Below are 24,315 nucleotides of genomic sequence, written 5' to 3' on the forward strand. Positions count from 1 at the left end.
ATTTATGTTCAAATTATCTTTTATAAAATATTAAAGGAATAAGAAAAACAGTGTAGAATATTTTGTATATTAGGATATACTTAATAATATACTGGAGGTGATGGCATATATGTCTAGAATTAGACAAAAAAAGTACCCATTAGATGAAGATATAAAAGGTATATTGTTAACTACATTGGGAATACTTATGATAATAAGTGTATTTGCTCCTTCTTCTTCTGGCATAGTTGGAAGGTTTATGAAGAAGATCTTAATAATAATATTTGGAGTAGGGGCCTTTATATTTCCTATGTTGATAATATTTATTGGGATCTGTCTTATTATAAAAAGGAACAAAATAACTTTTAATAATAAATTTTATGGTATTTTGCTTTTTATAGTTAATACTCTATTAGTTATACATATGACGGTAATGTCCGATTATAATATGGAATACAATTTGTTTCTGGATATAAAGACATTATATAATTCTGATAATGTTTTTCATGGGGGTATAATAGGCATTTTAATAGATATACCGTTATTTAAGCTGTTTGGAACTATTGGCTGTTATGTTATTTTTTTAGCTATCTATATAATATCCTTTATAATGATGAGCAAATTCACCATTTATGATATATTAAACAAGTTTAGAAGGGTATTGGCTGAAAAAAGTAAAATAGAAAATACTAGGATAAAACAAAAAGTTTTAAATGAAAACAGTGAGGATAATAGCCAGGCTAAAGGTAAGAATTTTATTAAAGGATTAAATAAAATTAAAATATTAGATTTTATGAAGTATGGAAATGTAAACAAAAGAGAACAGCCAGATAATAGTGAAATAAATGAGGTAAAAGATGATGAATATTTAGAGTGTCCTGCAGAATCCAAAGAGGATACTTTTTATGGGAAAAAGTTTACTCCTTTAAGTGAGGAGCCTATGAGTACAGAGTTTGAAGAAAAAGTCATACAAAGTGGGGATAACTCAGTTTTTCTATATAATTTTCCGCCTTTGAGTTTGTTAAATCAGAATGTACAGGTAAAATTAAATAAGCAAGATAAAAAAGAACTTATAAATAGTGCCAGTAAATTGGAAGAAACCCTTGCAAGCTTTGGAGTGGATGTAAAAATACTTCAAGTCAGCAGAGGGCCTTCTGTAACCAGATTTGAGCTTCAGCCAGGTTCTGGAATCAAAGTGAGTAAAATTGTAAATTTATCTGATGATATTGCCCTGGGGCTTGCTGCTTCTGCAGTTAGAATAGAAGCACCAATACCCGGAAAATCCGTTATTGGAATAGAAGTTCCAAATAGAGAACTTACGTCTGTTTATTTAAGGGAAGTGGTTGAGTCGGAAGAATTTACTAATTGTCAGTATAAATTGGCTTATTGTTTAGGAAAAGATATAGGAGGAAACTGTGTGGTATCTGATCTTACAAAAATGCCTCATATGCTTATAGCAGGAGCTACAGGATCTGGTAAAAGTGTATGTATAAATAGTCTTATAGTAAGTCTGCTTTATAAATATTCTCCAGGAGATGTTAAATTTTTAATGATAGATCCCAAGGTAGTTGAACTTAGTGTGTATAATGGTATACCTCATTTATTAATCCCTGTGGTTACAGATCCTAAAAAGGCAGCTGGTGCTTTAAATTGGGCAGTGCAGGAAATGAATAGAAGATATAAATTATTTGCAAATAATGGCGTTAGAAATATAGAAGGTTATAATGATTTATTTGATAAGGGTGTAACTGAGGGGAAAATTCCTTTTGTGGTTATAATAATAGATGAACTTTCGGATTTGATGATGGTTTGTCCAAATGAAGTTGAAGACTATATAGGACGTCTTGCACAAATGGCTAGAGCAGCAGGAATGCATTTGGTTATAGCGACTCAGAGACCTTCTGTGGATGTAATTACAGGGGTAATTAAGGCTAATATACCATCGAGAATATCTTTTGCAGTGTCAAGTCAGATTGATTCTAGAACCATATTAGATAGCAGCGGTGCAGAACGACTTCTTGGCAAGGGAGATATGTTATTTTATCCTGTAGGCACTTCAAAGCCTGTCAGGATACAAGGAGCTTTTATATCAGAAGCAGAAGTTGAAAAGATAGTATATTATATAAAAAATAATGGAGGGGAATCCAAGTATGAAGATAAAATAATAGAACAAATAGATCAGGGTGTACCTAACTCTAATATCAATAATAATCATGATGAACTTTTAGATAAAGCTGTTGAAATTGTGTTAAATGAGGGACAAGTGTCTACATCTTTCCTTCAAAGACGATTGAGAATAGGATATAATAGGGCAGCCAGAATAATGGAGGAAATGGAAAATAGGAAAATAATATCAAAAAAGGATGGCGGTAAGCCGAGACAAATTTTAATTCATGGAAAAGATGATATACCTAAATCTTCCTGAGATTTAATAGATTTTATAAATAGGTGTGTACAATAATGAAATATTGAAAAATTTTTATGTAAGTTGTATATTATATAAAGTGTTTCTATGTTATTTTAAAGTAACTAAATGGGAGGAAACTTAGTGAATAAATTAAAAGTTGGACTAATAAGTTTAGGCTGTGATAAAAATAGAGTAGATTCTGAAATAATGCTTGGCAATATAAAATCTGCCTATGAAATAGTTTCAGATCCAAAGTTAGCAGATTTTATAATTATAAATACCTGTGGTTTTATAGAATCGGCAAAGCAGGAGTCTATAGATACTATACTTGAAATGTCGCATTACAAGGAAAAATATAACTGCAGAGGTATTGTGGTAACAGGGTGTCTTGCACAAAGATATGGCAAGGAGCTTATGGAACTATTACCTGAAATAGATATAATGCTTGGAGTAAATGATTATGATAATTTAGTAGAAAATATAAATACTTTTATAGAGGGTAAACAAAGTAAAGTTTATAATTGCATATATAGTGATTTAAACATAAATGAAGGTGAAAGAGTGCTTACCACAAAATCTCATACTGCATATTTAAGAATTGCAGAAGGATGTGATAATTACTGTACCTACTGCATAATTCCCAAAATAAGGGGAAAGTACAGAAGTAGAAGCATGGAAAACATATTAAAAGAGTGCAGCCAGTTATCTCTTAAAGGAGTTAAGGAAGTAATACTTGTAGCTCAGGATACTACAAGATATGGAGTAGATATATATAACAAAAAAATGCTTCCTGAACTTATGAGAAGTATATCAAAAATTCAGGGAATAGAGTGGATCAGGCTCCTTTATTGTTATCCAGAAGAAATAACAGAAGATATTATAGACGAAATAGCTTTAAATGATAAGGTATGTAATTACATAGATATACCTCTGCAGCATATAAGTGATAATATACTAAAGCTTATGGGCAGACGGGGCAGGAAAAAGGATATATTACAAAATATAAACAAACTTAGGGAAAGAGTAAAAGACATTTCAATTAGAACTACTATAATAGTTGGGTTTCCGGGAGAAAGTGAAAAAGATTTTAAAGAATTGAAAGATTTTATAGAAAATATCGAGTTCGATAACCTAGGAGTATTTAAGTATTCCAGAGAGGAGGGAACCGCAGCATTTAAAATGGAAAATCAAGTTTCAGAAGAACTAAAAACTGCAAGAGAAGGGGAACTTATGGTACTTCAGAAACATATTGTACATTCCATACAAAAACGTAAAATTGGAAGTAAATATAAAGTACTTGTAGAGGGAAAAAAAGAAGGTATATGGTATGGAAGAAACTATGAAATGGCTCCTGATATAGATGGGGTTGTATACATAAAAAGTAAAAGGGAACTAAAAATAGGTACCATGATTGATGTGAAGGTTATAAATAGTACTGAATATGATTTAGTAGGAGTTGTATGTGATGAATTTGGCAAATAAGCTTACAATAATTAGAATTTTATTAATTCCATTTTTCTTGATTTTTATAACTTTGGAGGGTTTCCCTTATGGAAAGTTTATTGCAATAGTTATTTTTATACTAGCATCTATAACGGATAAACTAGATGGCTACATAGCCAGAAGCAGAAATCAAATAACTCGTTTTGGAAAGTTTATGGATCCGCTAGCAGATAAACTTTTGGTTACTGCTGCACTTATATCTCTGGTGGAATACCATATAGTACCTACTTGGGTTGCTATGATAATAATAGCTAGAGAATTTGCAGTAACTGGTCTCAGAGCAGTAGCTGCTGCAGATGGTATAGTAATAGCTGCAAGTCCCTGGGGAAAAGTTAAAACTGTAACTCAAATAGTTGCAATAATATTTGCTTTGGTGAATTTAAATTATAATCAGGTATCTTTAGGGTTTATGGAAACTATTATAAATAATCCTCAGAAATTGTTAAAGTGGATTACAGGCATTACTATGTTTCTGGCTGTAGCAGCTACATTAATTTCAGGATTTGATTATTTTATTAAAAACAAAGATGTATTGCATCCAGATAAATAACCTATGATGTTGATTAAAAAATATTTATAGGTTTATAATTAAAATATAAATTGGATTAAATTATTGACTGTATGAGCAATGTGGTATATAATTTATATAGAACATATGTTCTTAAATGAAAGGAAGTGTTCTTTTGGCAAATCTAGATAATGAAAAATTGAAAGCTATAGAGTCTGCTATGTTACAGATAGAAAAACAGTTTGGGAAAGGTGCAATAATGAAGCTTGGAGAAAACAGCATTTTAAATGTGGATGTTGTTTCAACAGGATGCCTTGATTTAGATATAGCTCTTGGAATAGGTGGAGTACCGAGGGGAAGGGTAATAGAAATATTTGGCCCTGAATCTTCAGGTAAAACTACGGTAGCACTTCATATAATTGCAGAGGCTCAAAAAACTGGCGGAGCAGCAGCTTTTATAGATGCAGAACATGCACTTGATCCCTCTTATGCAAAGAATTTGGGAGTGGATATAGAAAATTTAATAGTATCTCAGCCTGATACTGGAGAGCAAGCACTAGAAATAGCAGAGGCTTTAGTGAGATCCAATGCTATAGATGTATTGGTAGTGGATTCAGTGGCTGCATTAGTACCAAAGGCAGAAATAGAAGGAGAAATGGGAGATTCCCATGTGGGATTACAGGCCAGACTTATGTCTCAGGCACTTAGGAAGCTTACATCTTCTATAAATAAATCTAAATGTGTTACCATATTTATAAATCAATTGAGAGAAAAAGTAGGAGTTATGTTTGGAAATCCTGAAGTTACTCCTGGAGGAAGGGCGTTAAAGTTTTATTCTTCTGTAAGAATGGATGTAAGAAGAATAGACTCTATAAAGCAAGGAGATGCTATAGTAGGAAATAGAACAAAAGTGAAAGTTATTAAAAATAAGGTAGCTCCTCCTTTTAAACAAGCTGAATTTGATATAATGTATAACCAGGGCATATCAAGAGAGGGAAATGTACTGGATGTGGGAGTCAGAGAAGAGTTTGTTCAAAAAAGTGGAGCATGGTTTTCATACAAGGAAACAAGGCTTGGACAAGGTAGAGAAAATGCAAAACAGTTTTTGAGGGAAAATCCAGATATTTTATTTGAAGTTGAAAGTAAAATAAGAGAAAAATATAATCTTCCGACTATAGATAAAAGTAGTTTACCAGAAAATAAAAATGAAAAGAATAATAAAGAAGATAACAAAAAACAAGATACTAAGAATTTATCAAAATAGATAATTGAAAATAACAGGTAATTACTGGTATGTTGAATAAAATCATATAACTTGACAATAATTCAAATATAATATAAAATTAATACAAATTCTGGTTTATCATGTATTTAGGAATTACCAATTGAATAATATGACACCTTTTCTATGCTTGCATATTTAACAGAAATATAGATTTACATAATAAGAGCAAAGGAGGTGTTCATGTGAATTACATGATAATATATGAAATTATTGCTGGTATACTAATAGTTGTTGCTATATTAATTCATTTTAATATAATGAAAAATAAAGTAGCTGCTATAAAATCACAGACTATTTATGAGTCTAATAGATTAAAGGAAGAGGCAAAAAAAGAAGCTCAATCCCAAAAAAAAGAAGCTATACTGGAAGCTAAAGAAGAAGTTCATAAATTAAGAAATGATTTAGAAAAGGAATCTAGAGATAGAAGAAGTGAAATTCAGAGGCTGGAAAAGAGAGTATTGCAGAGAGAAGAGTTGTTAGATAAGAAAAACGATGTTCTTGAAAAAAGAGAAAGTAGCCTGGATAAAAAACAACAAGAAATTGATAAAGTGCAGGCAAAAATGGAAGAATTATACCAAAGGCAGAGAGAAGAACTTGAAAGATTGTCAGGTTTGAGTTCTGAAGAAGCCAAGGATATCTTGTTAGAAGAGGTTAATAAAGAAATAAAGCATGAGTCTGCTATGATGATTAAAGAAGTTGAAACGAAGGCTAAAGAAGAAGCGGATAAAAGGGCAAGGGAAATTATAACTTCCGCTATTCAAAGATGTGCAGCAGATCATGTGGCGGAAACTACAGTACATGTTGTAACACTCCCTAATGATGAAATGAAGGGAAGAATAATAGGTAGAGAAGGTAGAAATATAAGAACCCTTGAAACTTTGACAGGTGTTGATTTGATAATAGATGATACACCTGAAGCTGTAATATTGTCGGGTTTTGATCCCATAAGAAGAGAAGTTGCTAGAATAGCACTGGAAAAGCTTATAATTGATGGAAGAATACACCCGGCAAGAATTGAAGAAATGGTTGAAAAAGCTGAAAAAGAATTAGAAAATGATATTAGGGAAGAAGGAGAACAGGCAACTTTTGAAACTGGTGTACATGGTCTTCATATAGAATTAATAAAGTTGCTAGGAAGGTTGAAATATAGAACTAGTTATGGTCAGAATGTTTTGAAACACTCGGTGGAAGTTGCATATCTAGCTGGACTTATGGCATCGGAGATCGGAATAGATCCAACTATAGCTAAAAGAGCAGGATTACTTCATGATATAGGTAAAGCAGTAGATCATGAAGTGGAAGGGCCACATGCTATTATAGGTGCAGAGATTGCTAAGAAGTATAGAGAATCGCCTATAGTTGTAAATGCTATTGGAGCTCACCATGGAGATTTGGAATTTCAATCTTTAGAAGATGTACTTGTTCAGGCCGCGGATGCTATTTCGGCTGCAAGGCCTGGAGCTAGAAGAGAAACATTAGAGGCATATATTAAGCGATTGGAAAAATTAGAAAAAATAGCAAATACATGTGAAGGCGTAGAAAAGTCATATGCCATTCAAGCGGGAAGAGAACTTAGAATTATGGTTAAACCAGAAGATATTGATGATGCAGGAGCCCTTGAAATGGCAAGGAACATAGTAAAGAAAATTGAAGAAGAACTAGAATATCCTGGCCAGATTAAGGTAAATGTTATTAGAGAAACTCGTGCAATTGAATATGCAAAGTAATTTAAGTAATAAATAAATTAATATAACATAGAAAAGTATTCCTTTTAGATTTTGCTTTTACAAAACCTAAAAGGAATTTTTGATTTTATGTAGAATACTATTAAGTAGTATCAAATAAAGTTAATATAATATTTATTAGGAGGTTTATTATGGAGGTATTAAAGGTTTCAGCAAAATCAAGTCCAAATTCAGTTGCAGGAGCGTTAGCAGGAGTTTTAAGAGAGAGAGGAGCGGCAGAGATACAAGCCATAGGGGCAGGAGCATTGAATCAGGCTATTAAAGCTGTAGCTATTGCTAGGGGCTTTGTAGCACCCAGTGGAATCGATTTAATATGTATTCCGGCCTTTACGGATATTCAAATAGATGGGGAAGAAAGAACGGCTATTAAATTGATAGTACAACCAAGATAGTAATTTATTATTAATGTTTATAAAAGGACTTGAAAGGTAATTCAAGTCCTTTTATGAAGTACTAATTTGCAAAGTTATGTTGACTATATCATATACTGTGATAAAATGTAAAAAGATGTTTAGTTAAGCAATAGCATGTATAAATATAGTGGAGGGAAGTTTATGGCGGCAGTAATTGAGCTAATGAGACCTAAGCAGTGGATTAAGAATTTTTTTGTATTTTCAGCAATTTTATTTTCAGGGAATTTTCTGAAAATGGAATTATTAAAAGATAATTTATTTACATATATTCTATTTTGTATAGGCTCTTCTGTAGTTTACATATTAAATGACATAGTGGATATTGAAAAAGACAGATGCCATCCTGATAAGAGGAATAGACCCCTTCCTAGTGGACGTGTGTCTAAAAAGACAGCTTTTATATTAGCAGGCCTGTTATTTGTTTTAGTATTGTGTTTTTCATATATTTTATTGGATATAAGAATTTTATTTATAGTATTATTATACATTATAGTAAATATATGCTACACTTTTAAATTGAAAAATGTAGTTATAATAGATGTGATGACTATTGCCTTTGGATTTGTACTTAGAGTTGAAAGTGGAAGTATTGCCACAGGAGCAAATGTATCACCCTGGCTGTTTTTATGTACAGTGCTTTTATCTTTATTTTTAGCTTTGAACAAAAGAAAAAGTGAACTTATAGTACTAAAAGATAGAAGTAGTTCTTCAAGAGTGATACTTGCAAAATATTCTGTTGAAAATATTAATAAAATGCTTACTATAGTAAATCCATCTATATTAATGGCCTACTGTTTGTATACCTTTGGTTCCATACAAAGTGATACAATGATATTTACTATTCCTTTTGTTTTATATGGCATATTTAGATATGAGTATTTAATGGACAGAAAAAATATAGGTGGCAAACCAGAGGATGTATTTGAAAAAGATATACCTTTTTTAATTAATATATTATTGTGGATTGGAGCTGTTATAATTATAATATACTTAAAACTATAGAAAGGATATAATTTAAATATGGAAATTATGAGTTTTTGGCATAAGAATAATGAGGAAGAAAAATATGAAATAACTAAAAGTAATACTTACTATAATGTAATTATACTTATTGGAATTGTTTTATCTTTTTTGTGGATAGTTTTTATAGATGCAAAACCATTTTCGGATTTTGATTATTATTATACATTAGCTGTAAATATAGCTAATGGAGGGTTATGGGGAAATACTTATACTTCTGTGGGATATTCTATAATACTAGGAGGAATATTTAAACTCTTTGGAGCCAGCATATTTAAAGCAAAGGTATTTAATATATGTATAACTCTCGTAAATTATTTATGTTTTAAAGCTATTTTATCCAAGATAAATTTAAAGGAAAAAGATAGGAAAATTATATTTACAATATTTGTATTATTTCCCAACAATATATTTTATAATAATATTTTAGGTACAGAATTACTTTTTACGGCTATACTTTTTATAATTACCTATATTTATTTTAGTAATATAAAGTATAAGTATTTTTTTATAGGAATACTTACTGGATTAAATACAATTATTAAGCCATTTTTTATAATAGTTTTTTTTGCTTTGTTTCTAGTGGATCTTATAAAACATAAAAAATTTTTAAAGGCTGTATTAAATTCATTAACAGTAATTATAATATCTATTATTGTAATTTCACCATGGGTGTACAGGAATACAAAATTAATTGGACAATTCACCTATGTATCAAATAATGGGGGAATAGTACTTTACATAAATAATAATTCTCAAAATCATTCAGGGAGATGGATGGCAGCTTCTAAAGTTGAGAATTCCATTGTAAATACTGAAGAATATAAGAAGGCTAATAGGACAGAGCAAAATAAAATGTTAAGTGATGCAGCAAAAAAGTGGATAAGAAACCATCCTATGCAATTTATAGAACTTGGATTTAAAAGGCTCTATAATACATATTTTTGGGGTGATGACGTTTTATATAGTACATATAATAGTGGTGTGAGTGCCTATTATAATAATATTTTATTTAAAGTTACAAACAACATTAGGATAGTTATATTTCTGCCGGCTATTTTATATATTTTGATATATTCTCTAAAAACACTTATTTATATATTTCAAGGGAAATCTCACTTGCTTCATAAATTTACTATATATTCCGTGGTAATATTTTTTATGTTTACTTCTGTATATTTTATAATGGAAGGTCAGGGAAGGTATTCTTTTCCTGAAATATTTATAATGATATATTGTTTCTACTTTTTTTTCAAAAATTTATTTGAAGCAGTTAGGAGATAGGAATATGATTCCATTAATACTTATGTCGGTTTTTTTAGGTGCGATGGGACAGATACTTGTAAAGTACGGTGCAGTAAATTTAGAACTAAATTTTACTGTAGGATATTTGCTCCCTAGCATTTTAAACATATTGAAAAACATACCTGTAATGCTTGGTATTATATCTTATGGATGTAGTTTTCTCCTATGGATAAAAGTTTTAAGCAAGGTAGAATTAAGTTATGCCTATCCAATGGTAAGTTTGGGGTATGTGATAACCATGATATTTTCCTATTTTGTATTTAAGGAAAATATATCCTCTATGAGGATACTGGGAGTAGCTTTTATAATACTTGGGGTAATATTGGTTTCAAGAAGTTAGAAATAGAAATTGTACATATTGATATTTAAATTGTAATGGAGGAGTAAAAATGATACTTTCAAAAAAGGCTGAAAAAATTCAACCATCTATAACTTTGGCTATAACTGCCAAAGCAAAAAAAATGAAGTCAGAAGGAATTGATGTAATAGGATTTGGAGCAGGGGAACCGGATTTTAATACTCCGGAAAATATTCAACAGGCTGCAATAGATGCTATGAAAGGAGGATATACCAAATATACTCCTGCATCTGGTATTACAGAACTTAAAAAAGCTATTGTGAAGAAATTTAAAAAAGATAATAATCTTAAATATGATGAAAATCAAATTATAATATCTACAGGAGCAAAACAGTGTCTATCTAATGTATTTGCGGCAACTTTAAATCCTGGAGATGAAGTTATTATAGCTGTGCCTTATTGGGTGAGTTATCCAGAACTTGTTAAACTCTCAGATGGAATTCCTGTATTTGTAGATACTAAAAAGGAAAATGATTTTAAATATACTGTAGAAGACTTAAGGGCAGCCTATAGTGAAAAGACTAAAATGATTATAATAAACAATCCCAATAATCCTACAGGTACTATTTACTCAAGAGAAGAACTTCAGAAAATTGCGGATTTTGCAAAAGAAAAGGATATTCTTATTTTATCAGATGAAATATATGAGAAGCTTATATATGATGAAGTGGAGCATATTAGTATAGCAAGCCTGTCTCAGGATGCCTATAAGAAAACTATTGTGATAAATGGAGTCTCTAAGACCTATGCTATGACTGGATGGAGAATAGGATATGCTGCAGCGGATAATAATATAATTAAACTTATGTCAAATATTCAAAGCCATACTACAGGAAATCCTAATTCTATAGCCCAATATGCTTCTGTGGCGGCACTAGAAGGGGAAGAGTCTCAAGTACAGGATATGGTTAAGAAATTTAAAAGAAGAAGAGATTATATGGTGGATAAGATAAGTAAGATACCAGATGTTACATATTTAAATCCTAAAGGGGCTTTTTATGTAATGTTAAATATATCAAAAACCTTTGGAAAAAATATAGATGGAATTACTATAGATGATTCATTGAATTTTTCAGAACAACTTCTGGAAAAGGAAAAAGTTGCAGTGATACCAGGACTGGGATTTGGAATAGATGGATATATAAGATTGTCCTATGCCACATCCATGGAAAATATAAAAGAAGGACTGGATAGGATAGAAAGATTTATATTGAATCTAAAATAAAAAGTAGAGGTGAATTATGTGGTTTCAAGGGAAGTTATAGTCAAAAGTTCAACAGGTTTGCATGCAAGGCCCGCAACTCTTTTAGTTAAAAAAGCTTCTTCATTTAAATCAGAATTATATATAGAATTTAAAGGGAAAAAAGCCAATATAAAGAGTCTGATAGGAGTATTATCTTTAGGGGTAACTAAGGGAGCCAATGTAAAAATTACTGCATGTGGTGATGATGAATCTTTGGCAGCAGAAGAAATAGTTAGATTAATAAAGTCTTTAGAGGAATAAAACAATATAATTATATGAATTTTAGAAATAGAAGATCTTAATTTTTCAAGGTCTTCTATTTTTTATAGGCATTATTTACAGCTGTTTTTGGTTTTAAAGAATAATATGATCATATTTAATCCTGATACTCCTATAAGTATGTATAGTATTCTTCCTATTAAGTTTACAGGTTCTCCGAATAGTACACTTATTACATTAAAATTTAGAAGACCTATAAGTCCCCAATTTAATGAACCTAAAACCATTAAAATTAAAGAGACTTTATCTATAATACTAAATTTATACATATTTTTCGTTTATTAAGAAGGAAGTTTTTATCCGAACGCTACCATTGCTAACACTCCCATCTTATTCAAAGTTGGAGATAAGCACTGCTACACGCTTGGATAAGTTCTTCTAAGGCTCAGATGGAGATAAGTAGTTCTCTATAGCAAACTTCACCTGAACCTCTGAAGCACTTGATATCCATCTCAATAAAAATTCACCTACCTTTGTAAAATAATTATTAATTAAAGTATATTTATAATATTTAAGAATAGAACTTAAGTCTTATAATTTGTATGTATAATATGCACAAGGGTTTAATTATTGTGTTATAATGTGAATGAAAAAATTTAATTACATATATGGAGGAATTCTTACATGAGAAATATATATAATACACCTTTAAATACCAGATATGCATCTAAAGAAATGAGTTACATATTTTCAGATGAAGTAAAATTTAGAACCTGGAGAAAACTCTGGGTAGTTCTTGCAGAATGTGAAAAAGAATTAGGACTTAATATAACTTCTGAACAAATAGATGAGTTAAAAGCCAATATGGAAAATATAAATTATGAAGATGCTAAAAAAAGAGAAAAAGAAGTGCGTCATGATGTTATGAGTCATGTTTATGCTTATGGGTTGCAGTGTCCTAAAGCAAAAGGGATAATACATCTGGGAGCAACCAGCTGTTATGTAGGAGATAATACGGACTTAATAATTATGAGGAAGGGTCTTTACATATTAAAAAGGAAAATTTTAAATATTATAAATTATCTTACAGAATTTGCTTTGAAATATAAGGATTTACCCACTCTTGGCTTTACTCATTTACAGCCAGCTCAGCTTACTACAGTGGGAAAGAGGGCATCACTTTGGATACAGGATTTATATTTAGACGTTGAAAATATTGACTTTGTAATAGATAAGATGAGATTTAGAGGGGTAAAAGGTACCACTGGAACTCAGGCTAGTTTTATGGAGCTTTTCAATGGAGATGAAGAAAAAGTAAAGAAACTTGATAAAATGGTAACTGAAAAAATGGATTTTAAAGAAGAATTTATGGTTACAGGTCAAACGTATACCAGAAAATTAGATTCTATAATATTGAATACTCTTTCTGAAATTTCTCAAAGTGCCTATAAGTTTAGTAATGATTTAAGATTATTACAAAATATGAAGGAAATGGAGGAACCTTTCGAAAAAAATCAAATTGGTTCCTCTGCTATGGCTTATAAGAGAAATCCTATGAGGTGCGAGAGAATAGGAGCTCTTGCAAGATATGTAATAATAAATACTCTAAATCCAGCTATTACTGCTGCTACACAGTGGTTTGAAAGAACTTTAGATGATTCTGCCAACAAGAGGATAGCTATACCAGAGGCTTTTCTAGCATTAGATGGCATATTAAACTTATATATGAATGTATCTGAGAATATGGTAGTTTATCCAAAAGTCATTGAATCTCATGTAGCTAAAGAGCTTCCTTTTATGTGTACGGAAAACATAATAATGGAAGCAGTTAAAAGGGGAGGAGACAGACAGGAACTTCATGAAAGAATTAGGGTGCATTCTATGGAAGCAGCTAAAATGGTAAAAGAGTATGGAATGGAAAATGATCTTTTGGAGAGAGTTGTAAAGGATTCTTTCTTCAAAATGACTAAAGAAGAGATAATGAATCTTGTAGATGCTAAAAAGTTTATAGGAAGGGCACCGGGGCAGATAGTAGATTTTATAGAACACAAAATAAAACCTCTATTAGAAGAAAATAAAGAATTTTTGGGAGAAGAAGTTGAAATAAATGTTTAGGTTGTATTTAAAGGGTGATTGTTACTGGTAGCCAAGTCATTGGTAACTATAAAATAAGGCCTTCATATTCTGATAATATAATCCAGTTAGAACTAGGGAGGTATTAAATGAAAAGAACAGGAAATAATATAGATGATTTAATGCAGCTGGCTTTATATATGATACCTAAATATATGAAAAGAATTGACAGGTATAATAGAAGACATTATAAGGACTTGGGTCATGATAAAGAGTATTATGAAGAGCAGTACATGGACAATAAGGAACTTATTAAATTTATAGAAAAAAATATCCTTAAAGAAGAAGGCATTTTAACAGGAAAAAAAGATAGAGATAAATCTATAAAAACAAAAAATGAAAAATCAGAAGATATATTAGAGAGCGGTATAATTAAAAAAGTGAAAGACAAAGTGGAAAAAAAGCTGGATGACTTTGACAAAAAAGAGTCTGATTCTGTAGATATTGGCAAAAAGAAGGAAATACAGGATAAAAAAATATCTGAAGATAGTGATAAAAAAGAGGAAGAAAGTAAGACACAAATTTCTAAGGCAAATGGAAAAGGAAATAATGACGAAAAACAGAAAGCTGATACAGATAAGGCTGATGAAGATAAAGTTTCTGATGAAAATGAAGCCATAGGTAAAGAAGAAAAAAAACAGGTGATAAAACCAAAAAAAAGTTATAATGTATTATCCCGAAGCAAAGTCTGTGTTGCTTGTAACAGGAGTATATCCAATTTAATGAACAAATTAATTGGAGAAAAATTAGACCTTTGTGTTAAAGAGGATAAAATGAGCATACTTAATGAAGTAAGTCTAATATATTCAGATGAGGTACTAATTAAGCTTACCAATGAATTGGAAGAGAAGATTATAATACCCATTAAAAATGTAGTTGGACTACAATCAAATAAGATTTCTTCTCTGGACAAATCTTTAAAAGAAGTGTCAAAGGATCAATGTTGTAAGTTTGAAAAGAGTATGGAGAACTATTTTAATGACCTTGTTGGTAAAAAGGTAATAATACAAACTTCAGGACAGGGGAAATTTGCATATATATATAATAAAACCGTTGTTGAAGTGGGAGTGGGGTTTGTGGTAATAGAAGATAACATGATAGTTACATTTTCAAGTATAGTACTCATAAGGGAATTGAAAGGTAATGACATTGTAAAATTATCAGGTGATTCTTAGATTTTATAGAATATGTATGATTGGATAAGTTCTTCCTATATTCGGTGTATGAATTTAGGAAGAACTTAAAAACCAATTTTTAGTTGTTTTCACTTTCAAGTTTTAATTTTTTAATTCCATATTCTAATCTTTTTAAGGACTCATCTTTTCCTATGATATCTGCAATTTCAAAAGCACCACCAGGGGTGGATTTTTTGCCTGACAGGGCAATTCTTACAGGCCAGAGTACTATTCCATTTTTAACCTGAAGTTCTGATATTAAATCCATACAACATTTTTCTATGTTTTCCAGGGTCCAAGGTGAAAGTTCTTTGAATTTTGGAAGAATTTTTTCAAGAGTTAAAAGTGAATTTTCCAGGCTTGTTTTCATTTTTTTGTGTATATATATTTCTGTGGAGTATTCTGGCAGTTCGTCGAAAAAATCCAACATATCAGGTATTTCGCTTAATACCTCAACTCTTATTTTGAGTAATTCACTTATCTTTAAAAAATTCAAATTTTTTGAAATTACTTTTTTATAATATGGAAGAGCCATCTCATTAAATTCTTCTAAAGGTAATTTCTTTATATATTCCCCATTCATCCATTTGAGTTTTACACTATCAAAAATAGCAGGAGATTTGTTTATATTCTTATAGTTAAATAACTCTACTAACTCATCTAAAGTAAATATTTCTTTTTCATTTCCGGGATTCCATCCAAGGAGAGCTATATAATTAAGTACGGCTTCTTTTAGATAACCTTTTTCCATTAAATCCTGGAAGGAGGCATCACCGTTTCTTTTGCTAAGTTTTTGATGGGCATCTTTCATAATTGGAGGACAGTGAACATATATGGGAACTTTCCATCCAAAGGCATCATAGAGTCTATTATATTTTGGAGCAGAGGATAAATATTCGCTGCCTCTTACTACATGGGTAATTCCCATGAGGTGATCATCTACTACATTTGCAAAGTTATATGTAGGATAGCCATCGGATTTTATAAGTATCATATCATCTAGTTCTGAATTGTCCACAGAAATATCTCCGTAGATTTCATCATGAAAGGTTGTAAATCCACTTTCAGGATTATTTTGTCTTATAACATAAGGTATATTTGATGCAAGCTTCTCTTCTATTTCTTCCTTTGAAAGTTTGAGACAATGCTTATCATATTTATAAAATTCCTTTTCCTCATCTTCCTCATCATCCTTGCTTTTCAGACTGTCCATACGTTCTTTAGAACAAAAACAGTAATAAGCTTCTCCTTTTTCTATAAGTTCCTTGGCATATTTTAAGTATATATCAGTTCTCTGGCTCTGTACATAAGGACCTACAGGTCCCCCTATATCAGGACCTTCATCATGCTTGAGTCCTGTAATTTTTAGTGTATGGTAGATTATATCCAGTGCACCTTCTACAAATCTTTCCTGATCTGTATCTTCAATTCTCAGTATAAAATCTCCCCCATCGTGTTTGGCTATTAAATATGTATACAGTGCAGTTCTTAAATTTCCAACATGCATGTATCCAGTTGGGCTTGGCGCAAATCTTGTTCTGACTTTAGTCATTTTTCTCACTCCCATTTATTTTAAAGTAAAAACCTCTCATCCTTTTTAGACGAAAGGTTACTAATTTGCTATTACCTTTAAATGATATAATAATAGAAATATTGTGTCAAGGAAGTTTTATATATGGATAATTATAAAAAATAGAAAAATAGATTAAATAAACGTAATAAAGAACATACGTAAGAAAAATTAAGTATATCATAATATAGGGGGATAAAAATAAATTTGACATATATATACGCTATTGATATAAATAATATAGCATATATATTATTTATATCACATATATCTTTGAATAATAAAGCTAATGTATATGATAGGCTTTTATATAATTTATAAAATATTTTATAGGGGGAAAAATAATGTCTATGAAGGTTGCAATTAATGGTTTTGGAAGAATAGGAAGGTTATTTTTAAGAATTGCTCAGGAAAGATTGCGTGAAGACATAGAAATTGTAGCAATTAATGCAAGAGCAGATAATGAAACCCTTGCACATCTTTTTAAATACGATTCTTGTTATGGAAGATTTCAAGGCACTGTAAAAGCTACGGAAGACTCAATAATCATAAATGATTCCAAGATAAAAATATTCAGGGAAAGTGAACCGGAGAATTTACCTTGGGGTGAATTAAATGTAGATATTGTAGTGGAATCTACAGGAAAATTCAAAGATAGAAAAAATTTATACAAGCATATAGAGGCTGGTGCAAAAAAAGTTATAATTACGGCTCCTGCTAAAGAGGAAGATATAACTATAGTTATGGGAGTTAATGAAGAAAAATTTGATGTGGATTCCCATAATATTATTTCAAATGCATCTTGTACAACTAATTGTCTGGCACCATTTGCCAAGGTGTTAGATAAAAATTTTGGAATTGTAAAAGGACTTATGACTACAATTCATGCCTATACAGGGGATCAGAGATTGGTAGACAAAAGCCATAAGGATTTAAGAAGGGCAAGAGCTGCAGGGGAATCCATAATTCCAACTACTACGGGAGCAGCAAAGGCAGTGGCAAAAGTGCTTCCAAATTTAGAAGGAAAATTAAATGGCTTTGCACTTAGAGTACCTACAGTTACAGTGTCTATTACAGATTTAGTTTGTGAACTTTCAAAATCTGCTACAGTAGAAGAAATAAATAAGGCTTTTAAAAGAGCGGCTCAGGGTCCTATGGAAGGAATACTTGGATATTCTGAGGAACCTCTGGTATCTATAGATTATAAAGGTGATAATAGATCTTCTATAGTAGATGGACTTTCAACTTTAGTAATGGGGGATAATATGGTTAAAGTAGTATCTTGGTATGATAATGAATGGGCATATTCTTGCAGAACAGTAGATCTTGTAAATTATGTTTCATATAAAATGAAAGAAAATCATCAGCAATCTGACAAAGTAGTGGCTAATAAGGCATAGATAAATTCTGTATAATTCATTTATAATAAAAAAGTATTTCTATAACTTTTGTATAGAAATACTTTTTTCAGTTAATGATATTTATGTCTTTTGTGCTTTTTTAATTTGTTTTTTATAAATAATAAGAGCAGAATAACTATAAATAAAGGTATTAATGTGACGCTGTATGTTGAAAGTATCTGTTTTAGAAAGTTTTTTTCTGAAAGTCCAGAATAAATTTTGTAACTTTTAGAAAAATCCCTTTGTTTTACTGTGAGAATTCCAATGGGAACTTCACCTTTTAAGGATTTTATATTTACAGTTGTAATATTCATTTTTTGCTGTAGTTCTTTTTGGTTTATACCATTATCATAGTAGGCTACATCATCTGCAACTTTAATAGGAATATTTATGGTTTTTTCAAAGGGTGCAAAGGGTAAAAATTTAAATTTCACATCTTTTTTATCAATTATGGCATCTTTTTTATGAAGAATATAAGGTTTTTCGTTGTAACTCCAGTTTATTATTTTTTCCATATCGTTAAATACATAGGTGTCAGCTGCGTCATATATAGAATTCATTACCACTCCAAGTATTTTTCTATTGTCTCTTTCGTAGATGGCAACAAGACATCTTCCAGCAGGGTCTGTATAACCTGTTTTTCCACCTATACAACCATCTTTTCCAAGAAGCTTATTTGTGTTTGTAATAGCAAAGGAAACACCTTTAGAAGTGGTTACTGTACTTTTGGATTTATATATGGTATCTCTTATCCAGGAATTTTTAAAAGCCTCTCTGGCAATAATACTCATATCGTAGGAAGTAGTATAGTGTTCTGGATTATGAAGGCCATTTGGAGTGACAAAATGAGTGTTTTTTAAATTTAAGCTTTGTACTTCTTCATTCATTTTGTCTGCAAATTGGGGTATACTGGTACATATATTTTCTGCAATAACACAGGCCATATCGTTGGCAGAAAACATCAGAAGTGAATCCATTACATCTTTTGCAGACATAGTATCTCCTACCTCTATGGGATGGACTGCACTATTTAAGGAAGATTGGGGTTGAGCTTTGGATTCCGCCGTATATGTAAGCATGTCTGTTTCTTTCTTGTTTTTTTCAAGGAGAATAGCTGTTAAAAGTTTTGTGGTACTTGCAGGATATACTTTAGTATCTGGATTTTTTTCATATATTATTTCATTTGTTTGCATGTCCACTGTTATAGCTGAACTACCATATATTTCAGGAAGTGTGTTTGAAGACTCATCTGAGGCAGATACATTAAAATTTAAACAAAGTATAAACATAAGTATAAATAATATAATATTATTTTTCCTTTTCAAAAAACATCACCTCATTTGTTGAAAGTTTATGTGTATGTGTTATAGCCAGTACTTTATCTTTTTTTATCTTCTATTTTGGAGAAGATAGAGCATAAGCACTGGTAGTATTGGGATAAAAATATTATAATTAATTATAACATTTTACAGTATACCACATAAAAAGGATATTTTACAGTTATATTTTAGGAGGTATTAATGTGATAAAAAAAATAGAGGATATATTTAAAGAAAGAAAACCACATATCATGGGAGAATTCAATAAAAATGCTGTGGTGATTCCTTTATGTGAATCAGAAGAAGAGGTAAGTGTACTTTTTGAAATGAGGGCATTAAACTTAAAGCATCAGCCAGGAGATATATGTTTTCCTGGAGGTAAACTAGAAGAGGGAGAAATCCCAGTGTGTGCAGCCATAAGAGAAACTATGGAGGAATTGAATTTAAATAGGGATGATATAGAGCTCATAGGGCAAATGGATTATGTTGTGACACCCTATAATTTTATAATGTATCCCTTTATATGTAAATTAAACAGGGAGGACATATTTCCAAGCCAGAGTGAAGTAGATCACATTTTTAAGGTGCCTCTTAAATTTTTTATGGAAAATAAACCATTACTTTATGAAACTCCCTTAGTTTCGCAGCCTGGAAAAAGGTTTCCGTATAGACTTATAAGAAATGGCAGAAAATATAAATTTAGAAGGGGAACAGTAAAACAATATTTCTATAGTTATGAAAAGTATACAATATGGGGATTTACTGCCCTTATTATAAAAAGATTTGTGGATATAATTGCATCCGGGGAGTAGGAATTTATTTACATCATAAAAAAGCTACTAGGAGAAGAAGTCGCTAATATGACAGCAAGAAGGATGGAATATGATAATAATATTTAGAACATTATTTTAGATACTATACTTTAACATATTAAAAATAGCATTAAAATTTGTACTGAAGGAATTATTTAATTTAAAATTCCTTCAGTTATTAAGTAATATTATTCCTCGTAAGTAGCAGAATACTTATGGAGCAATTGCTGTTTTAAATTCCATAGATTCTGAGATAAATCTACATAGTAGTGATGAGGGTTTTCAAATCTCAATACTTCAGGCCAGAATTTAGTTATCTGTTCCTGTGCCTTATTTCTTATATCCATCACATCTGGACTTTCATATACGAGTTTTCCTTTATCAAATATTTTTACTAATAATTCTTTTGCATAGTAATTTTTTAGTCTTTTCTTTTTCCAGGTGAAAGTAGGATCGAATAATTCTATAGGGTCACCTATATTGATATTTTCATTATTTAATGCAATTAAGTCTCCTACAGCTTTATCTTCTTTTTTACTGAAAATTCTATATATCTTTTTAAAGCCAGGGTTGGTTATTTTTTCTTCATTTTCACTTATTTTTATCTTTGGTATTATACTTCCATCATCACTTTCCACAGCAACCAATTTATATACTCCACCAAATACAGGTTCTGATTTTGCGGTTATTAATCTCTCACCTACTCCAAAGGAATCAATACAAGCACCCTGGCTTAGAACATCTCTTATAATAAATTCATCTAGAGAATTTGAAATAACAATATCTACCTCTTCAAGACCTGCTTCATCCAATATCTTTCTGCATTTCTTAGTTAAATAGGTTATGTCTCCACTATCTATCCTTATACCTTTAGGTTTATATCCATTTGGGATCAAAACTTCTTTGAAAACCTTTATAGCATTGGGCAGACCGGATTTTAACACATTGTATGTATCTATTAAAAGTATACAGTTGTTAGGATATACCTTTGCCCAGGCTTTAAATGATTCATATTCAGAAGAAAATAGCTGTATCCAGCTGTGAGCCATGGTGCCTACAGCAGGTATACCAAACATCTGCTCTGCTATAGTACAAGCAGTGGAACTACATCCCCCTATTACGGCAGCTCTTGCACCGTATATGGCACCATCGTAACCTTGGGCACGTCTTGAACCAAATTCCATTACAGGCTTATTAGAAGCTGCTTTGCAGATTCTGCTGGCCTTTGTTGCAATCAGAGTCTGATGGTTTATAGTTAAAAGTATCATGGTTTCGATAAATTGAGCTTGAATAGCAGGGCCTCTTACAGTTAAAAGAGGTTCATTTGGAAATACTGGAGTACCTTCTGGTATTGCCCATACATCACAACAAAATTCAAAATTTTCTAAATAATTCAAAAAATCTTCTGAAAACTGTTTTTTACCTCTTAGATAATTTATATCATCTTTAGTAAACTTCAAATTGGAGAGGTATTCAATTATCTGCTGGACACCTGCCATGATACAGTATCCTCCTCCATCTGGAACTCTCCTGAAAAACATGTCAAAATAGGCAATTTTAGTGCCTATATTATTTTCGAAATATCCATTGTTCATGGTAAATTCATAAAAATCCACCAGCATAGTAAGATTCCTTCCGTTCCTTACGTCGAAGTTCTTTGCGTTCTCCATAATAAAAATCTCCTCTATTTATGTTTTAATTCACACAATTGTGACAAAAATTAAGTATATATAAATATTGTAATACTTAAAAGAAAATATTACAAGACTGGAGTTTAACACCCTGCCAGGCAGGTTTAGGAGATTTTAATATGGTAAATAGCTTAGATGCAAATCAGATAAAGGCAGTTAATACAAGTTTTAAAAATGTAGTAATTTGTGCTCCACCAGGTTCTGGTAAAACCACAGTTATTATAAATAGAATAAATTATTTGATAAATGAAAAAAATATAAAACCTAAAAATATAGTGGTAATAACATTTACCAGGGCTTCTGCTCTGGATATGAAGCACAGATATCTTTCAATTGCAAATGAAAGTGACCTGCCTTTCTTTGGTACTTTTCATTCTCTGTTTTATAATATATTGAAAAAATATAAAGGAAAAATAAATATAGTAGAATCTTTTAAAGTTTATAATTTGATTAAATCCGTGCTTATGCGTTATGTAGGATTTGTAGAAGAAGAAAAAATAAAAGAAATTTTAAATGATATATCACTTTTTAAAAATAGCAGTAAAAACATAGAGGATTTTAACAGTAAAATTGATAAAACTGTGTTCACATACTGTATTTGTGAATACGAAAGATATAAGTCCAAAAATAATTTAATGGATTTTGACGATTTACAGCTTGGTGTAAAAAATATTTTAGAAAAAGATAAAAACATACGAAGGTATTATAACAATCTATTTAAACATATATTGGTAGATGAATTTCAAGATTGTGATAAACTTCAAGTAGATATTTTGAAGTTAATGGTAAAAGATAGTTCACTGTTCGCAGTGGGAGATGAGGATCAATCCATATATGGTTTCAGAGGTTCTAATCCCTTATGTATGGTAAATTTCAATGGACATTTTAAAGATGGCAAAAAGCTATTTTTGAAGAAAAATTATAGAAGTGTACTTAATATAGTTAAAATGTCTCAAAATTTAATATGTAATAATAAAAACAGAAATTTTAAATTTGTTGAAAGTAGTAGAGTGAATAGGGGAAATATTACTTTTAAAATTTTTGAAGAGGAGAAGGAGCAAGCCTTTTATTTAGCAGATTTTATAAGAAAAATTATAAAGGATGGAAAATGCAGCAGCCAGGACATAGCTATTTTGTATCGTACTAATATAGAGTGTACCAGTATAATAGATAGTTTATTAAAAAAGGGCATAAAATTTAAATTTCTACATGGAAAGTATAATTTTTACAGCCATTTTATTTGTAAGGATCTAATATGTTATTTTAAAGTAGCTCTGGATACCTGTGACAAGGAAAGCTTTATAAGTATAGTAAATAAGCCTTTTAGATATATAGGAAGAGTAAATATAGAAAAGGTAAGAAATAATAGAGTAAAGGAAAATTGTTTTGAAATTTTAAAAAACATAAGAGGAATACCTCTTTTCCAAGTTAAGGCTATAGATGAATTTCAAAGGAAGATAAAAAAACTACCAAAGGTAAAAGCTAAAGATAGAGTGGAATTTATATTAGATAAATTGGAATATAGGGATTATTTATATAAACATTGTGAAAAATTAGGTTTAAACATAGAAGAGTACTATTATATTATAGAAAAATTTAAACAGCTCTGTGAGGGATTTACTAGTATCTATGAATTTTTGAAGTATATTGAAACTACAGAGGAACTTTTACAGAAAAATTTGCAAGAAGAGGACGCGGTCATATTGAGTACTCTCCACGGGGTGAAGGGTATGGAGTTTAAAAATGTATTTATAATAAACTGTAATGAAGGGTCAATTCCACACTCAAACAGTATCCTGAATAATATGGAGGAGGAGAGGAGACTTTTTTATGTAGGCATTACAAGAGCCATAGATAATTTGTATTTATGTTCTACAAGTACCATAAAAGGCAGGGCAGTAGAAGTATCTAGATTCATAAAGGAATGTAATCTGGATAAAATAGATGGAGTTAATTCACTATTTAATCTTAAAGTAGGAGGTTTAGTAGTTCATAAACTTTTTGGAGAGGGAAAAATAACTAAAATACAAGAAAAAGAGTTAAGTATAGTATTCTCAGACAACATTGAAAGACATTTTAGGGATTCTGTATTTTATAGTGGACAGTTATTAATTCAGGAGAAGTAATAAGATTGATATGAGAGATTTTATTCCATACATTTGAATATGAAAATTTGGTTCAACCACGACTTTTGTGAATAATTAAGGATACCATTAATTGTATTACCAAT

At 30.6% G+C, this 24,315-nt stretch carries 20 protein-coding genes; 16 read left to right on the forward strand and 4 right to left on the reverse strand.

Annotation, left to right across the window (positions count from 1 at the left end):
* Positions 1–109 precede the first annotated feature (109 nt).
* From V7Q02_RS01400 to V7Q02_RS01450, 11 genes are all read left to right on the forward strand, one after another.
* Positions 110–2,404 (forward strand): DNA translocase FtsK, encoded by a 2,295-nt coding sequence (locus tag V7Q02_RS01400; RefSeq protein ID WP_333859172.1) that lies wholly within the window; start codon positions 110–112, stop codon positions 2,402–2,404.
* A gap of 123 nt (positions 2,405–2,527) precedes the next feature.
* On the forward strand, positions 2,528–3,868 hold the full coding sequence (rimO, locus tag V7Q02_RS01405) for a 30S ribosomal protein S12 methylthiotransferase RimO (protein WP_333859173.1): 1,341 nt from the start codon (positions 2,528–2,530) through the stop codon (positions 3,866–3,868).
* Positions 3,852–4,439: a CDP-diacylglycerol--glycerol-3-phosphate 3-phosphatidyltransferase gene (gene pgsA, locus V7Q02_RS01410; protein ID WP_333859174.1), complete on the forward strand. Its 588-nt coding sequence runs from the start codon at positions 3,852–3,854 to the stop codon at positions 4,437–4,439. Before rimO ends, pgsA begins: the two co-directional genes overlap by 17 nt.
* A 115-nt stretch (positions 4,440–4,554) precedes the next feature.
* A complete protein-coding gene (gene recA, locus V7Q02_RS01415) occupies positions 4,555–5,661 on the forward strand; it encodes a recombinase RecA (protein ID WP_442882153.1) in 1,107 nt (368 codons plus the stop codon).
* Between the two features lie 203 nt (positions 5,662–5,864).
* Positions 5,865–7,409: a ribonuclease Y gene (gene rny / locus V7Q02_RS01420; RefSeq protein ID WP_333859175.1), complete on the forward strand. Its 1,545-nt coding sequence runs from the start codon at positions 5,865–5,867 to the stop codon at positions 7,407–7,409.
* A 149-nt stretch (positions 7,410–7,558) separates the two neighbouring features.
* On the forward strand, positions 7,559–7,819 hold the full coding sequence (gene spoVS, locus V7Q02_RS01425; protein WP_333859176.1) for a stage V sporulation protein SpoVS: 261 nt from the start codon (positions 7,559–7,561) through the stop codon (positions 7,817–7,819).
* Between the two features lie 162 nt (positions 7,820–7,981).
* Entirely contained in the window at positions 7,982–8,842 is an 861-nt protein-coding gene (locus V7Q02_RS01430; protein WP_333859177.1) for a decaprenyl-phosphate phosphoribosyltransferase, read from the forward strand.
* Positions 8,843–8,869: 27 nt separating this feature from the next.
* Positions 8,870–10,144, forward strand: a complete 1,275-nt coding sequence (locus V7Q02_RS01435) for a hypothetical protein (protein WP_333859178.1) — start codon at positions 8,870–8,872, stop codon at positions 10,142–10,144.
* A gap of 4 nt (positions 10,145–10,148) precedes the next feature.
* Positions 10,149–10,505 (forward strand): SMR family transporter, encoded by a 357-nt coding sequence (locus V7Q02_RS01440; RefSeq protein WP_333859179.1) that lies wholly within the window; start codon positions 10,149–10,151, stop codon positions 10,503–10,505.
* Between the two features lie 49 nt (positions 10,506–10,554).
* A complete protein-coding gene (locus V7Q02_RS01445) occupies positions 10,555–11,748 on the forward strand; it encodes a pyridoxal phosphate-dependent aminotransferase (RefSeq protein WP_333859180.1) in 1,194 nt (397 codons plus the stop codon).
* Positions 11,749–11,766: 18 nt separating this feature from the next.
* Complete coding sequence (locus V7Q02_RS01450) at positions 11,767–12,027, forward strand: HPr family phosphocarrier protein (protein ID WP_333859195.1); 261 nt, start codon at positions 11,767–11,769, stop codon at positions 12,025–12,027.
* Between the two features lie 71 nt (positions 12,028–12,098).
* On the opposite strand, the gene V7Q02_RS01455 is transcribed toward V7Q02_RS01450, so the two are convergent.
* Positions 12,099–12,314 carry a DUF378 domain-containing protein gene (locus tag V7Q02_RS01455; RefSeq protein ID WP_333859181.1) on the reverse strand — a complete coding sequence of 72 codons (216 nt, stop codon included), beginning with the start codon at positions 12,312–12,314 and terminating at the stop codon, positions 12,099–12,101.
* A gap of 355 nt (positions 12,315–12,669) precedes the next feature.
* On the opposite strand from V7Q02_RS01455, the gene purB reads away from it, so the two are divergent.
* Both purB and V7Q02_RS01465 read left to right on the forward strand, forming a co-directional pair.
* Positions 12,670–14,100, forward strand: coding sequence for an adenylosuccinate lyase (gene purB / locus V7Q02_RS01460; RefSeq protein WP_333859182.1), 1,431 nt, complete (start codon positions 12,670–12,672; stop codon positions 14,098–14,100).
* A 107-nt stretch (positions 14,101–14,207) separates the two neighbouring features.
* Positions 14,208–15,293, forward strand: coding sequence for a hypothetical protein (locus V7Q02_RS01465; protein WP_333859183.1), 1,086 nt, complete (start codon positions 14,208–14,210; stop codon positions 15,291–15,293).
* 79 nt (positions 15,294–15,372) lie between these two features.
* On the opposite strand, the gene gltX is transcribed toward V7Q02_RS01465, so the two are convergent.
* Entirely contained in the window at positions 15,373–16,845 is a 1,473-nt protein-coding gene (gltX, locus tag V7Q02_RS01470) for a glutamate--tRNA ligase (RefSeq protein ID WP_333859184.1), read from the reverse strand.
* Between the two features lie 362 nt (positions 16,846–17,207).
* Between gltX and gap the strand changes: the two genes are divergently transcribed.
* On the forward strand, positions 17,208–18,263 hold the full coding sequence (gene gap, locus V7Q02_RS01475) for a type I glyceraldehyde-3-phosphate dehydrogenase (protein WP_333859185.1): 1,056 nt from the start codon (positions 17,208–17,210) through the stop codon (positions 18,261–18,263).
* Between the two features lie 71 nt (positions 18,264–18,334).
* On the opposite strand, the gene V7Q02_RS01480 is transcribed toward gap, so the two are convergent.
* Entirely contained in the window at positions 18,335–19,588 is a 1,254-nt protein-coding gene (locus V7Q02_RS01480; RefSeq protein WP_333859186.1) for a D-alanyl-D-alanine carboxypeptidase family protein, read from the reverse strand.
* 197 nt (positions 19,589–19,785) lie between these two features.
* Between V7Q02_RS01480 and V7Q02_RS01485 the strand changes: the two genes are divergently transcribed.
* Positions 19,786–20,394, forward strand: a complete 609-nt coding sequence (locus tag V7Q02_RS01485) for an NUDIX hydrolase (protein ID WP_333859187.1) — start codon at positions 19,786–19,788, stop codon at positions 20,392–20,394.
* Positions 20,395–20,582: 188 nt separating this feature from the next.
* Here V7Q02_RS01485 and V7Q02_RS01490 read toward each other — a convergent pair whose 3' ends face one another.
* Complete coding sequence (locus V7Q02_RS01490; protein ID WP_333859188.1) at positions 20,583–22,064, reverse strand: nicotinate phosphoribosyltransferase; 1,482 nt, start codon at positions 22,062–22,064, stop codon at positions 20,583–20,585.
* Positions 22,065–22,204: 140 nt separating this feature from the next.
* Between V7Q02_RS01490 and V7Q02_RS01495 the strand changes: the two genes are divergently transcribed.
* Positions 22,205–24,211 carry an ATP-dependent helicase gene (locus tag V7Q02_RS01495; protein ID WP_333859189.1) on the forward strand — a complete coding sequence of 669 codons (2,007 nt, stop codon included), beginning with the start codon at positions 22,205–22,207 and terminating at the stop codon, positions 24,209–24,211.
* The last annotated feature ends 104 nt before the right edge of the window (positions 24,212–24,315 follow it).

This window comes from Clostridium sp. (genome assembly GCF_036781005.1).
GTDB lineage: Bacteria > Bacillota > Clostridia > Clostridiales > Clostridiaceae > Clostridium_B.